Genomic DNA, 13,318 nt, shown 5'->3' with positions numbered 1-13,318 from the left:
AGGCGAGATGAGAGGCGATCAGATCAATCTACAGAATATAGTCAAACGCTCAGCGACTCAGGTGCCATCGCCCCAGGAGCGTGACGGTGGGGTCGAAACGGTCACCAAGCTGATCGACGTGTCGCGATGCATTGGTTGCAAGGCGTGCCAAGTAGCATGCTCCGAGTGGAACGACTTGCGTGACGAGGTGGGTGAATGCGTGGGCGAATACGACAACCCGACCGACCTGACGCCCAACACCTGGCAGGTGATGCGCTTCAACGAGCACGAGAACGAGCAAGGCAACCTGGAGTGGCTGATCCGTAAGGACAACTGCATGCATTGCGCCGAACCGGGTTGCCTTGCGGCATGCCCGGCACCCGGCGCTATCGTCCAGTACGCCAACGGTATTGTTGACTTCAACTCCGAGCATTGCATCGGCTGCGGCTACTGTGTCACTGGCTGTCCTTTCGATGTTCCGCGGATTTCGAAAAAGGATTCCAAGGCCTATAAATGCACACTGTGTTCCGATCGTGTCTCTCATGGCCTGGAGCCGGCCTGTGTGAAATCGTGCCCCACCGGATCGATCATGTTTGGCACCAAGGAGGACATGCTCGATCTCGCTGAGACGCGCACCGACTTTCTCAAGGGGCGCGGCTACGAGAATGCCGGTATCTACGACCCTCAAGGGGTGGGCGGCACCCATGTGATCTACGTGCTGCAACATGCCGACAAACCGGAGATCTACAACGGTTTGCCAAAGGACCCGCGTATCAGCCCGCTGGTCGAGGGCTGGAAAGGAATTCCCAAGCCGCTGGCCTCAGTGGCTATCGGGCTTGCGGCATTTGCCGGGTTCTTCCACTACCTCACCGCTGGTCCCAAGGAGACACCGGAAGAGGAGGAGGAGGTGCGCACGGACGAGGAGCGTGACCAAGAGTCCGAGGAGAAACGGCCATGAACGAGCCGAAACCACATGCCAAATCCGATCCGGGCATCCTGCGATATGACGCGTTTTCGCGCATCAATCACTGGCTCATCGCGATCAGCTTCGTGATGTTGGTGCTCAGTGGGTTGCCTTTATTCCACCCCTTCTTCTGGTCGTTGACTGGCCTGTTCGGCGGCCCGACCATGACGCGTATCCTGCACCCGTATATCGGGCTGTTCATGTCGCTATTTTTCGTGATCATGGCGATCCGCTTCTTCAAGGTTAGCCTGATCAAGCGCCATGACATTCAGTGGCTCAAGCAGATCAAGGATGTGTTGAGTAATCATGACGAGCGCCTACCGCCAGTGGGCAAGAACAATGCCGGGCAGAAATTGGTCTACTGGATCATGGTGCTCTGCGTACCACTGTTGCTGGTGACAGGTCTGCTCATCTGGCAGCCCTACTTCGCCGATGCCATCCCCATTACACTACGTCGGCTGGCCGCCTTTGGACACGCTTATGTGGCCTTCCTGGCGATCATCACCCTGATCATCCACATCTACTCGGGTATCTGGGTAAAGGGTTCGTTCACCGCTATGATCCGCGGCCGGGTCAGCAAGCCGTGGGCGAAACATCACCATGATTTATGGTACGAGGAAGAAATGGAGAAGGAACGCAAGAAGCGTGAGAAGTCCAAGCGACAGCACCAGATTATGACAGGAGAGAAGTCTCAGTGAATCACGCATATGGCAATGCCCCGATGGGCGTCATGGATCCCCCCTCCGTGGTGCTGCCCGAGCAGGAGCACTTTGCCCAGCGCGCGCAGCGCCTGCGCGACCTCTCCGAGCGTATCGAACCGCTGCACGATTTTTTGGCCTTCATGGCACAGCTGTCTCAAGCACAGCAGCGAGCACTGGAGTGCAATACCCCCGCGTGGCGGCCCGAGCCGGACGCCTTTGTGCTGGCATTGGAGCACGGCATGCCGCCGCTGGGGACTCAGGCGCTTTGCCGCGACATCGATTTTCATAGTGAGCTCACCGCACTTCTCGATGGCCTCGACTTGCATGTTGGTGAGGCGCAGCGGCCATTACTCGACACCCTGCGCAAGTTGCCCAAGGAGGAAATCGACTGCCTTGCCCAGGAAGTGCTCGAGGCGCGCCCCGGCCCCGAAGCAAGCCGGGGGCTGATGCCCTTGGTAGCGGCAGCGTTACAAGTGGCCTGGCTGCGCTTGGCGCGCACCCTGCCCCAGCCGCCAAAGCGCCCCACCGCCGAGGCCCGTTCGATCTGCCCCTGTTGCGGCTCGCTGCCGGTGGCAAGCGTCATCCAGATCGATTCTAAACGCAGCGGGGTGCGTTACCTGCAGTGCGGGTTATGCGCGACACAGTGGTATCTGGAGCGCTCCAAGTGCAGTGTCTGCGATCAGAGCGGCAAGCTTGACTACCTGAGTCTCGAGGACGAGAGCGGCGAGCGCCTGCTCCCTACTCAGGCCGAGACCTGTGGCGACTGTGACTCCTACCTTAAGATCATGCCACGTGAATTCGACGCGCATGCTGAGCCCCTCGCCGACGATCTTGCGAGCCTAGCGCTGGATCTCCTGCTCGCCGAGGAAAAACAGTATCGTCGCAGCGGCTTCAACCCACTGCTGATCGTTGGTGAATGAGGCTATCCGCGAGCGGCCATGGACGGCTCGCGCCAAGCCATGCTATATCTTGGGATTTGAAACTCGGCATGGATTTTAAAACGACAATGGACGTTCGACGCAGTCTGCCCGCCGTAGATACCCTGCTGGCCCATCCCACCCTACAGCAAGCTCAGCAGCGCCATGGTGGGCGCCTGGTAAGGCAGGCCATTCGCCTGACCCTCGAGAGCGAGCGCTCGCGCCTTGCGGGTAGTTCCGAGCTTGCCGAGCATCAGCCCGCCGCCCTCTCTCTCGATACACTCACTGCCCGAGTGATTGAACGTCTGGAACAGCTGGCACTCCCCAATAGCCGCAGCGTGTTTAACCTGACCGGTACGGTGATCCATACCAACCTCGGCCGCTCGCCGCTCGCCGAGTCCGCCATTGAGGCCATGGTCCAGGCCGCCCGCCACCCCATGGCGCTTGAGTATGACCTGGAGAACGGCGGCCGCGGCGACCGTGACCGCCTGGTGGAGCCTCTGCTCTGCGAACTGACCGGCGCCGAGGCGGCCACCGTGGTCAACAACAATGCCGGCGCAGTACTCCTGGCGCTAAGCGCCTTGGCCAGTGGCCGCGAGGCGGTCATTTCACGCGGCGAGCTGATTGAGATAGGCGGTGCTTTTCGCATGCCCGACATCATGGTCGCGGCGGGTTGCCGGCTCCATGAGGTAGGCGCTACCAACCGCACCCATGCCAAAGATTTTCAGGCCGCCATGGGCGATAGCACTGGGTTGATCGTCAAGGCACACACCTCCAACTACGCCATCACCGGTTTTACCAAAAGCGTGCCCGAGCGCGAACTGGCGTCTATTGCACACGCGCATGGTGTCCCCTTCATGGTTGATCTGGGCAGCGGCGCACTAGCCGACTTCTCTGCGCTTGGACTGCCCCATGAAGAGCAACCTCGCGAGGCAATCGCCGCCGGAGCCGATGTCGTCACCTTCAGTGGCGATAAACTGCTGGGCGGCCCGCAAGCAGGCATCATTGTCGGCCGCCGTGAACTTATCGATACGATCAAGCGCCACCCACTAAAACGTGTCTTGCGCCTGGACAAGCTGACCCTGGCCGCTCTGGAAGCCACCCTGCGCCTCTATCGTGACAGTGACGCACCGCAGCGAGACATTCCCACACTGGCAATGTTGACGCGAACTGACGTCGACATTGCAGCGACCGGCGAACGTCTGCGTTCTTCCGCCCAGGCCCTGCTCGACGACATCGACGTTTCCCTGGCCCCCTGTGTAAGTCAGCTTGGCAGCGGCTCGCTACCCATCGACCGATTGCCGAGCTACGCGTTGGTCTGGCGCCCGTTAAACGGTGACCGCCGCGCCAGGGAGCGGTGCCTCAAACGCATCGAGACAGCGTTTCGTCAACTCCCCCGTCCGGTTATTGGTCGCCTTAACGAAGGCGCGCTCTATCTCGATCTGCGGTGTCTATACCGTCCTGAAGACGTGGAAGCCTTCGCTTCCCAATTCTCGATATTGAAGCAGCGCTACGAGAGCCACCATGACTTGCACCAAGAGGGTCCACCATGATCGTCGGCACTGCCGGCCATGTCGATCATGGCAAGACCGCGTTGATCCAGCAGCTGACCGGTATCGATACAGACCGCCTCAAAGAGGAGAAAGCACGCGGGTTGACCATCGAAGCTGGTTTCGCTTACCCCGAAGTCGCGCCGGGCATCGAGCTCGGCTTTGTCGACGTGCCCGGGCATCATCGGTTCCTGCACAACATGCTTGCGGGCAGTGCTGGCATCGACACGGCCTTGCTGGTGGTGGCCGCCGACGATGGCGTGATGCCCCAGACGATAGAACATGTCCAAATCCTTGACCTTCTTGGCGTCGACCGCGGCGTGGTGGCGCTGACCAAGATTGATCGAGTCGACGAGTCAAGGCGTCAGGAAGTCAGGCGAGAGATCGCCCAACTGCTGGCAGGCACCCAGCTCGCCAAGGCGCCGCTGTATGACGTATCGAGCCATAGCGGTGAAGGCGTGGCAGCACTGCGTGACACGCTATGGTCTCAGGCGGCCCAACAGCAGGCGTCCTCTCCTTATGGGTATTTCCGCCTTAGTGTGGACCGCGTTTTCGCTCTGCCAGGTGCAGGCTTGGTAGTGACCGGCACCGCACTCAGCGGCTGCATCGCCAAGGGTGACATGGTGCGCCTGGTACCCAATGGACATAAGGCCAGAGTCCGCCAGCTGCGTCGTCAAAACCACGAGAGCGAGCAGGCTCAACAGGGTGACCGCGTAGCGCTTAACCTTTCAGGCACTGGTGTGGAACGGGATCGCATCAGTCGCGGCGACTGGGTTGTCGCCGAGTCGCTGGAAACTCCTCCCATCAAACGACTCGACGTCCAGCTAAGGTTGCTCGACTCTGCCCCACCGCTCAAGCACTGGACGCCAGTCCATATACACCTGGGGGCAGCCCATCTCATGGGGCGGGTCTCGCTCCTCGAAGGGCAACGACTCGAACCAGGCAAAAGCATGCTTGGCCAACTGGTCTGTGACAGCCCGGTACACGCCTGCCTGGGGGATCGCTTCGTCATCCGTGATCATGGCGGGCATATTACCCTCGGTGGAGGGATCGCACTGGACGGCGAACCACCCCGCCGCGGTCAGCGTTCGCCCGGGCGTCTGGCCTGGCTGGCGGCGCTCGCAGAATGCGCAAGCGTCAGCCCACCTTACGACCTCCATGAACCGCTACGTGCCGCGCTCGATCTCCATCCCGAAGGCCAGGATCTTAATAGCATAGCGCGCAACCTTAATATCAGCGTTCAGGGCCTAGTACCGCTGGTTGAGGCATCCGTAGGTCAAGTCCTCACTGCCGAAGGCGAAGTTAGAGCTTTCTCCCGGAAAGCCATCGAATCGCTTAGAGAGCGGATTATCCAAGTGGTCGCCGATAACCACCAGAACGAACCCGCCATGCTGGGTACCGAGCGCGAGCGACTAAATCGCCAGGCCGCTCCCCGACTACCGGCTCCTCTCTTCCGCAGCCTGCTCAAACAACTGTTCAAGACGGGTCAGCTTGATAGCAATGGACCCTTCATTTCTCTGCCTGGCCATCGCGCAGCACTCAATGAGCACGACGAGGCGCTCTGGCAACAGTTCGAGCCCCTGCTGGATAAGGCGCCCTACCAGCCACCCCGGGTTCGCGATCTGGCAGCAAGCAGTGGGCTTGATGAACAGCGTGTCCGCCAGGTACTGACCGCCTGCGCTCGCCTCGGTAGGCTCTATCAAGTACGCAAGGACCACTTCTACCTCGCCTCTACGACACATGAGCTGGCAAATATCGCACGTGAGCTGATGGACGAACACGGCACCATTCGCGTCGCAGAATTTCGCAATCGCATCGGCACGGGACGCAAATTGGCCATTCATATTCTCGAATTCTTTGATAGGATAGGCTTTACGCGCCGAGTGCAGGATGAACGCTGCATTCGCCGTACTGCCCTTTGGAACTAGGCAAAAGGTTTACGCTCAAGGAAGAGGATCGACCCCCGGTGGGGCGGCCAGACTTCAAATCTGGCAGGGGCTGCCAGCAGTCTTTGGTGGGTTCGACTCCCACGCTCTTCCGCCACTCTTTTTGATCTTGCCCCCTTCGCCCAACCTCAGCCTCGCTATTCGAGCCGACTCAGACTCCATCGTGGAACGCACGATCGATGGAGCATCAGGTCACGCAAAACTTTAGTTAGCGGTTATGAGGAAACACCTGTTTGATAGCTATAAGCCAGCACAGCTGTGTAACCTTTGAAAATCTAATTAAGATAACGGTATAAGTTTGGAGTTATCAGTTAGACGTTAATAGCCTGCCAGGGACTGCCATCACCCAATCCCGGGTAGCCAAAATCGTTGGATCGTTGCGGCGGCTTTCCGGGTAGACCAAAAAGAAGGCGCGGTCTTCAAGCTCGGGGCCAAAAGGTTGTATCAGGCGCCCGTCAGCCAATTCATCTTCGATAAGCTGGCGACTCATCAGCATGACTCCCTGGCCACCCACTGCCGCTGCAATGGCGTGGCTTTCATCAGAGAACGCCAGTCCGGCGCTGACAACCAATCCTGGAACCTGGGCGATTTTCTGGTAACCCGGCCAATCCGTGGGTGATATAAATACGCCCTGTGGCCGAAAGTGAATCAGCGGGTATTTCAACGCATCCTTGCCAGCCTGCTGAGCAAGCTGTGGACTGCAAACCGGAATCAAGGTGGTATCAAATAGCTTCTCCGCTACCAATCCCGACCAGCGCCCATCACCGTGGCGAATGGCAAGATCGGCGGTTATCCCATCTATCGCGACGGGCTCGTGGGAAGCATGAATACGCAGATCAATGTCAGGGTGGGACTCACGCAGTAGGCAAACCCAAGGCAGTAGCCAGCGAACTGCCACTACGGGTGTAGTTGTCAGGGTAACGCTTCGGCGCTTCGGCATAGCGCTCAGGCGCGCGATGGTACTACTGATATTGTCGAACGAGGATTCCAACACCTGTTGCAACTCGCGGCCCTGCGGCGTCAATTCCAGCTGCCTGGGCTTGCGCACAAACAGCGTAATACCCAGCGCCTCTTCAAGCCCACGAATCTGATGGCTAATGGCGGTGGCGGTAACGGCAAGTTCCAGCGCCGCCTGTTTGGCACTTTCATGGCGAGCAGCCGCTTCAAACGCGCGAAGTGCCGAAAGCGAGGGTAATCGTCGGGAGCTCATGAATGAATTTTACTCATCTATAACCGCAAGAAATGATCGTTTGCGACGGCACATAGGCACGGCTTACGCTAACCCTGTCGTTAATCATAGATGAGTTTAACTCAGAACAGGAAGCTAACCATGCCACATATTCTGCATATAGATGCCAGCGCCCGCCCCGGTATTTCGGGAACAGATCACCACGGTTCTCACAGCCGTCGTCTATCCCACCACTTCGTCAGTCAGTGGCAATCACGCCTCCTGCAAGACACGGTCACCTATCGAGATATAGGCCAACACCCGCCATCCTTTATCAACCACGACTGGATTGCGTCTGCCTTCACGCTTGAAGAGCAACGAGAACCCTGGATGAAGGATGCACTAGCAGAAAGCGACCAACTGGTTGATGAATTGATTGCCTCGGATATCGTGGTCATTGGCACGCCGCTATATAACTTCGGTATGCCTGCCGCCCTCAAAGCGTGGGTTGACCAGATAATCAGAGCCGAACGAACGGTAGGTGTCGATAAGACCAACCTCCATGATTCTTACACCCCCAAGCTCACAGACCGGGAAAGGCATGCGGTCGTACTCACGGCCAGAGGCGGCGTGAATATGGCACCAGGTGAAGAGATGGCGCATATGAATCACTTAGAGCCCAATCTCGCTCTGGCCCTTGAGTTTGTCGGCATTACCCGACTTCACTACATCGCCATTGAGGGACAGGAAGTGGGTGGGGAGGTATTGGCTAAGTCAGTTGCTGAAGCGCTGCAAAAAGTCGAACGGCTCGTTGGTGAGTTGCAGGTGGCGCTGAATGCCACTCCCATTCACGAACCGGCGTAAATAAAGGAGAGAACCATCTTACCGTAATCAGCGTTAGGGCCAGGTGCGGAAACCATTCACTGTGGATATCCGCACCTTAATGACGTTCTTCAAGGTACTATTTGCGCTGACCATTCAGCGCTTGCCAAAAGATAGAGCGCCACTTCGTTAATCACTCCTCTATCAACAGCGGCGGCATGGGGCACTCCAGCATATCGGCGATGACGCGAAACAGCTCGGCCTCTGCGGGCTTTATTTGCCCACTATGCTCAATACAGCGTGCCATGGCCTGCAGGACAGCAGGCTTTTGCTGGGGTCGTAAGCGGCGTAAACGGCTTACCGCCGGACCTAACGCCTTCATATCGGGGGCCTCATTCTTTACGCTTAATGCAAAAGGTAGCTCCTTTTCAGCGGCATTGAGCGCGGCGCTTACTTTGTCAGGGTCGTCCTGCCCTGCCCTGGCCAGCACATTCAGTAGTACTTGGCACTCTTGCTGTACATTGTTCAACTTACGAACAGCAGGGCCACTACCTTTACTGTCCAGGCCCATGTGATGAATAAGCCAGTGATATAGGGTCCACTCAAACAGGCTGACATTATTATCGGCATTGATTAGCTCTACTATGCACTGGCGAAAATGCATGGCCTGATCCACCGACAGGTTTTTTAACGCCGGTAACGCAAGCTCCATTAGCGGCAAACGAAGCTGATCTCTGAGCATTAACACATCCCCTGCATGGCTCATCACCTCACGGTACACATCGGGTAAGGCTGCCTGCTGAAGTGATGCCAGCTGCCGCTCGCGCACCTGGGTATTCTGGCTTAGCAGCAGCGCGTATATTAATGCGCGCACTGCGTAAGGATCCTGAGCCGCTTGCCTGATTCGGGCCGGTAGCGCATCAAGTGTGGCTTTTGCATTGGCTAAATGGCGTGGGCCGGGCTGCCCTATGGAAGCAATTGCGGCCTGGGCAGAGGCGCCGGTCATAGTGGTACTTGCATAGGCAGATACACTACCGCTGAAGCCAGCGACCGATTCACTGGCTACCTCGCCTGCGGTAGGCGCATTGAGCGCTGCGTCAAACTCGCCGTTCCAGCTTGGCATAACGCGCTTGATGCGCTTGTCCAGAGGCGGGTGGGTCGCCAGCAGACGGTTGAAGCCAACCTTCATGCCCTGACCGAAGAACAGATGGCTATACTCGCTGGCCTGGGAAGCCTCTAGCCTCGCTCCTTGGGAGTGAGAGCCAATCTTGATCAGCGCCTGACCGATACCATCGGGGTTACGGGTGTACTGCACGGCGGACGCATCAGCCAGGTATTCCCGCTGGCGGCTTACCGCTGCTTTGATCCAGTTGCCGAAAAACGTGCCCGCATAGCCGATGACGGCCAGGGCTATACCCAGCGCCAGCACCACGACAACGCCTTTGCCATTCTGGTTGTTGCTGCGCCGTACGGAGCGACCGCGAAAGGCCGTGCTGCGCAGCAGGATATAGCCGAGAAGACCGATCAGCAGCACGCCGTGAAGCACGCTGATCAGACGCATGTTCAAGCGCATGTCGCCATGCAGGATATGGCTGAACTCGTGGGCTACCACGCCCTGCAGCTCGTCACGGCTGAGATTATCGATCGCGCCCCGGGTAATGCCGATCACCGCATCCCGGGTATCGAACCCGGCGGCAAAGGCGTTGATACCCGCCTCGTCGAGCAGATAGACCGGCGGCACCGGCATGCCCGAGGCAATCGCCATCTCTTCAACTACGTTGAGAATGCGCCGCTCGCCGGGATTTTCGGTGCCCGTGGCAATTTCTCGCCCGCCCAGGGTTTCGGCCACCACTCTTCCACCGCCGCGGCGCAGCTGAAAGCGCTTGTAAAGCCCGCCGATAACCACAAGCCCCACCACCCCAAGAGCCACGGCGCCCATCAGCTCAGGCGTCAGCCCGGCCAGCAGACTGCTCACCATTACCTCGCCCTGCTGGTCGCTCATGAAGTACACGACGATAGTGATCACCAGAGTGGTTACTGCGATCAGCGCCACCACCGCCGCGATCAGTAGAACAACCAGCCGCCCGGTCTTGCGCCGGGCGTTATCCTGTGCGGTAAAGAAATCCATGCGCCACTTCCCTAGTAGTACGCCTTAAATAGTACGCCTTAAAACGATACCTTGGGCGCTGCCTGAATCTGCGCGCTGTCCTCGAATTCCAGAAAGGAAGCATCTTCCCCGTGCCCTACTAGGGGTGCCACTGCTACCGGCGGGAAACTCTGGCGGTAGGTGTTGTACTGCATCACAGCATCGTTGAAGGATTGGCGGGCAAAGGCCACCTTGTTCTCGGTACTGGTCAGCTCTTCCGAGAGCTGCTGCATGTTCTGGGAGGCCTTCAGGTCCGGGTAGGCTTCCATCACCACGTTGAGCCGCCCCATTGCCTGAGTCAGCGCGCCTTCGGCGCCGCCCAACTCTGCTATCGCCTTGGCGCTGCCAGGATTTGCGGCGGCCGCCTTGAGCCCGGCCACTGCCGTATTGCGCGCCTCAATGACCGACTGCAGCGTTTCCCGCTCGTGGCTAAGGTAACCTTTGGCGGTTTCCACCAGGTTGGGAATCAAGTCATGACGGCGCTTTAGCTGCACTTCAATTTGCGCAAAGGCGTTTTGAAAACGATTTCGCAGGGAGACTAGGCGGTTGTAAACACCGATAATATAGAAAGCGATAACCGCTATTACCGCCACTATGATGATAGTTAAAACCATAATTAATCCTTTCTGTGGTCAATAAAAGAAAATATAACGTATCACGGCCTGAGGATTTATCTTAATACATCACTCAAGGGGCCTTATTGGTTTTATAATAAAATATATTCGCTAGTTCCAGATTACTTAGCACGACGTGTTTGGCACGATTTTTATAGCACGACCGGATTAGCACGACTGGCGTAGCGCGGTTTGTTAAACACGGTTTATTAAGCACTACGCCAGCCCATACGGCGTAGTGCTTACTCTATAAGCTTTGCTTACATTACCTCTTCACCATTAACGGTCAAGCTGCCGTCTTGCCAGATCAACCTCTGCTCTTCAAAGTCTGGATCGATCAACAAAGAAAATGGCATGGGAATTAGAGAGAGAACCATCTGTGGCGGCGTTGTTACGCTAATATCCAGGCTCACGCGGTTTTGCAGGTACGCCTGCGCCTCTTCAGTGCTCATTACGTCTTGCGATGCGTGGAGCTGCTCGGGTAACGGTAAACGGCTATCCCATAAAGCGATGTATAGCGCGTCCTTTGAAAGCGCTTCACCATCAAAGCGTATATCCGCCGAAAGGCGAGGATTGAAATCGATACCCAGCATGGGCAGCACAACGTGTGCCTGAAGCGGCTGAAATGCGATTGAAGGATTCGCCACCAGAACATCATAGCCACTTTCGATGGCCTGAATCAGCAGGGCACGTTCTTCCAGCTCATCGCCGCGCACCTCGCTCTCTTCATATTCAGCACGCATGGCTGTGAGCGGCGCATAGGCTTCCTGGAATGCCTGGAATGCTGACATATCCCAGTTTTTTGCATCCATATCCAATGAAAGACTGCCTATTGAAGTGTCGTCGGCTCCTATATCGGCCACACTGAAATGCCCGCCAGAGTTGACAATCTGGCTGTCACCCACGGATTCAGACTCGGCTTCAAGCTCAACGCCATCCATATAAACACTGATACCCTGCGCCAAAAACTCAACTCTGGGTATTTCAAGGTATTGATGTATTAGGCTGGACGCTTCCTGTGAGTGGTTTGCAAAGCGCGGCGAGACAATCCGCACCGAATCATTCTCGTTATTGATGACAATCTCGCGGGCCTGGCCATCTACCCGCCAAACGTCTTGATCTTCAAGGTCAAGATCCACGATCAGGTCCTGAAGGTTGCCATCGAGTTCAACACCACTTAACGAATCGGCCGTGAGTTGGCCGGTGACGGAACTGCGAGTAGCGACCAGATCAACGTCTATATCCCCGCGTAGAAACTGCTCGTTAGGATGAATCGTGCCGGTAATCGGGCTATTGATAACGCCATGGTCCACCAGCAAGTTTACTTGGGCGTTGGCATTTTCAACGCTCTCCATGCCAATCGTGGCACTCGCCGTTGTCTTGAACAGCGATTTATCAATCGTTACATCGCTTGCGTACCAGGAAAGTGAGTCATCCAGTTGCGCAAAGGTTTGGGAAAGTGCTTTTTTAACCTCATTACCCACGACCGCCTGTGCGCCTACATATCCCCCTACCCCGAGCACTATAACGCCAGTAGCAGTCAACATTAACGTTTTACCAGCAGGCATATCAGAATCCTTAATAACAATAATTATTAATTATCCTGTATTTAAAAATAAAAACCTACTGCTTATTCAGCCTAAGATAAGTCTTAGGCTATCCAATAAATGATAGTGGCTGAATTGATATTATTGGTTGGATATAAGCCGTGGAATATCACCGATATACTTAGCAGTGACCCCACCTCATTCATACCCTAATCTTCTTTATTCGACGCTGGATGTATAGGCTTTTTCTTGGTGAGTGAGCGCGAGAAGATAGGGACCACGTAAAGCACCACCCAAGCCAACAACGCACACACAACCGCCGTTTGCTCACGCCCAAGACCAACGGCCATCCCTATGGCCGCTGTAAACCAGATGCCGGCCGCTGTGGTAAGCCCTGTAGCAAACAGGTCATCCTTACGAGTGATAATACTGCCAGCACACAAAAACCCAATCCCGCTAACAACCCCTTGGATAACCCGACTCATGTCCGCCTCGGAAATGCCTGCTTGCTGGGGAATTAATACAAATACCGCCGCCCCCATACACACAAGCATGTGAGTACGTATTCCAGCCGGTTTGCCACTTTGTTCACGCTCAAGCCCCAGCAGTCCCCCAAGAAAAGCGGCCATCAGCAACCGAATGATCACAACAATAAATTCACTCAAGTCATTAAAATCGGAAAATTCAGACATAATGACACTACGTATCACTTCCATTGCTTCTCCCCTGTAGTCAACTTATTCAAACTCCGCCGTTATAGATAACCCAAGCGGCGTTATGAAAAGGTATTCTTTTCAAGCAAGTTGCAAGGTAGTCAAAAGCATCCGTGCTACCCGACAAAGAACAGGATGTTGAAGGAACCCATCAAAATGGTGTCATTAAGGACACCTCCCAGGCTGTATATGACGTTTGCTCACACACGTCCATGTTGAATTAAAAACATGGGCACCTCATGGGTATGCAA

11 protein-coding genes and 1 tRNA gene are annotated in these 13,318 nt (G+C 56.3%); 7 read left to right on the top strand and 5 right to left on the bottom strand.

What is annotated here, in order from left to right:
* Positions 1–7 precede the first annotated feature (7 nt).
* From fdxH to ELY25_RS17820, 6 genes are all read left to right on the top strand, one after another.
* Positions 8–937: a formate dehydrogenase subunit beta gene (fdxH, locus tag ELY25_RS12770; RefSeq protein ID WP_126951657.1), complete on the top strand. Its 930-nt coding sequence runs from the start codon at positions 8–10 to the stop codon at positions 935–937.
* Positions 934–1,641 (top strand): formate dehydrogenase subunit gamma, encoded by a 708-nt coding sequence (locus ELY25_RS12765; protein ID WP_126951656.1) that lies wholly within the window; start codon positions 934–936, stop codon positions 1,639–1,641. The genes fdxH and ELY25_RS12765 overlap by 4 nt, the downstream gene beginning before the upstream one ends.
* Complete coding sequence (gene fdhE / locus ELY25_RS12760; RefSeq protein ID WP_221885457.1) at positions 1,638–2,564, top strand: formate dehydrogenase accessory protein FdhE; 927 nt, start codon at positions 1,638–1,640, stop codon at positions 2,562–2,564. The genes ELY25_RS12765 and fdhE overlap by 4 nt, the downstream gene beginning before the upstream one ends.
* 86 nt (positions 2,565–2,650) lie before the next feature.
* On the top strand, positions 2,651–4,114 hold the full coding sequence (gene selA / locus ELY25_RS12755) for an L-seryl-tRNA(Sec) selenium transferase (protein WP_126951655.1): 1,464 nt from the start codon (positions 2,651–2,653) through the stop codon (positions 4,112–4,114).
* Positions 4,111–6,039, top strand: a complete 1,929-nt coding sequence (gene selB, locus ELY25_RS12750) for a selenocysteine-specific translation elongation factor (RefSeq protein ID WP_126951654.1) — start codon at positions 4,111–4,113, stop codon at positions 6,037–6,039. The genes selA and selB overlap by 4 nt, the downstream gene beginning before the upstream one ends.
* Before the next feature lie 19 nt (positions 6,040–6,058).
* Positions 6,059–6,154, top strand: a tRNA-Sec gene (locus ELY25_RS17820).
* Between the two features lie 210 nt (positions 6,155–6,364).
* Here ELY25_RS17820 and ELY25_RS12745 read toward each other — a convergent pair.
* Positions 6,365–7,267, bottom strand: a complete 903-nt coding sequence (locus tag ELY25_RS12745) for a LysR substrate-binding domain-containing protein (protein WP_126951653.1) — start codon at positions 7,265–7,267, stop codon at positions 6,365–6,367.
* 120 nt (positions 7,268–7,387) lie between these two features.
* Between ELY25_RS12745 and ELY25_RS12740 the strand changes: the two genes are divergently transcribed.
* Positions 7,388–8,089 (top strand): FMN-dependent NADH-azoreductase, encoded by a 702-nt coding sequence (locus ELY25_RS12740; RefSeq protein ID WP_126951652.1) that lies wholly within the window; start codon positions 7,388–7,390, stop codon positions 8,087–8,089.
* Positions 8,090–8,240: 151 nt separating this feature from the next.
* Here the strand turns inward: ELY25_RS12740 and ELY25_RS12735 are convergent, their stop codons facing one another.
* The 4 genes from ELY25_RS12735 to ELY25_RS12720 form a co-directional block, all read right to left on the bottom strand.
* Positions 8,241–10,175: a M48 family metallopeptidase gene (locus tag ELY25_RS12735; RefSeq protein WP_126951651.1), complete on the bottom strand. Its 1,935-nt coding sequence runs from the start codon at positions 10,173–10,175 to the stop codon at positions 8,241–8,243.
* A gap of 38 nt (positions 10,176–10,213) precedes the next feature.
* Entirely contained in the window at positions 10,214–10,807 is a 594-nt protein-coding gene (locus ELY25_RS12730) for a LemA family protein (RefSeq protein ID WP_126951650.1), read from the bottom strand.
* A 260-nt stretch (positions 10,808–11,067) separates the two neighbouring features.
* Positions 11,068–12,375, bottom strand: coding sequence for a DUF945 family protein (locus ELY25_RS12725; protein ID WP_126951649.1), 1,308 nt, complete (start codon positions 12,373–12,375; stop codon positions 11,068–11,070).
* 188 nt (positions 12,376–12,563) lie between these two features.
* The gene (locus ELY25_RS12720; protein ID WP_126951648.1) at positions 12,564–13,070 is read right to left on the bottom strand and encodes an MgtC/SapB family protein; all 507 of its coding nucleotides are present in this window, start codon (positions 13,068–13,070) and stop codon (positions 12,564–12,566) included.
* Positions 13,071–13,318: the final 248 nt, after the last annotated feature.

This window comes from Vreelandella populi (genome assembly GCF_003989825.1).
Classification (GTDB): Bacteria; Pseudomonadota; Gammaproteobacteria; order Pseudomonadales; family Halomonadaceae; genus Vreelandella; species Vreelandella populi.
This window is presented reverse-complemented; position numbering and strand designations above follow the sequence as displayed.

Coding starts and splice junctions, on each gene's coding strand:
- selB (WP_126951654.1), top strand. CDS start 4,111: ATGATCGTCGGCACTGCCGGCCATGTCGATCATGGCAAGACCGCGTTG.
- ELY25_RS12740 (WP_126951652.1), top strand. CDS start 7,388: ATGCCACATATTCTGCATATAGATGCCAGCGCCCGCCCCGGTATTTCG.
- ELY25_RS12725 (WP_126951649.1), bottom strand. CDS start 12,375: ATGCCTGCTGGTAAAACGTTAATGTTGACTGCTACTGGCGTTATAGTG.
- ELY25_RS12765 (WP_126951656.1), top strand. CDS start 934: ATGAACGAGCCGAAACCACATGCCAAATCCGATCCGGGCATCCTGCGA.
- ELY25_RS12730 (WP_126951650.1), bottom strand. CDS start 10,807: ATGGTTTTAACTATCATCATAGTGGCGGTAATAGCGGTTATCGCTTTC.
- ELY25_RS12720 (WP_126951648.1), bottom strand. CDS start 13,070: ATGGAAGTGATACGTAGTGTCATTATGTCTGAATTTTCCGATTTTAAT.
- ELY25_RS12735 (WP_126951651.1), bottom strand. CDS start 10,175: ATGGATTTCTTTACCGCACAGGATAACGCCCGGCGCAAGACCGGGCGG.
- ELY25_RS12745 (WP_126951653.1), bottom strand. CDS start 7,267: ATGAGCTCCCGACGATTACCCTCGCTTTCGGCACTTCGCGCGTTTGAA.
- selA (WP_126951655.1), top strand. CDS start 2,651: ATGGACGTTCGACGCAGTCTGCCCGCCGTAGATACCCTGCTGGCCCAT.
- fdxH (WP_126951657.1), top strand. CDS start 8: ATGAGAGGCGATCAGATCAATCTACAGAATATAGTCAAACGCTCAGCG.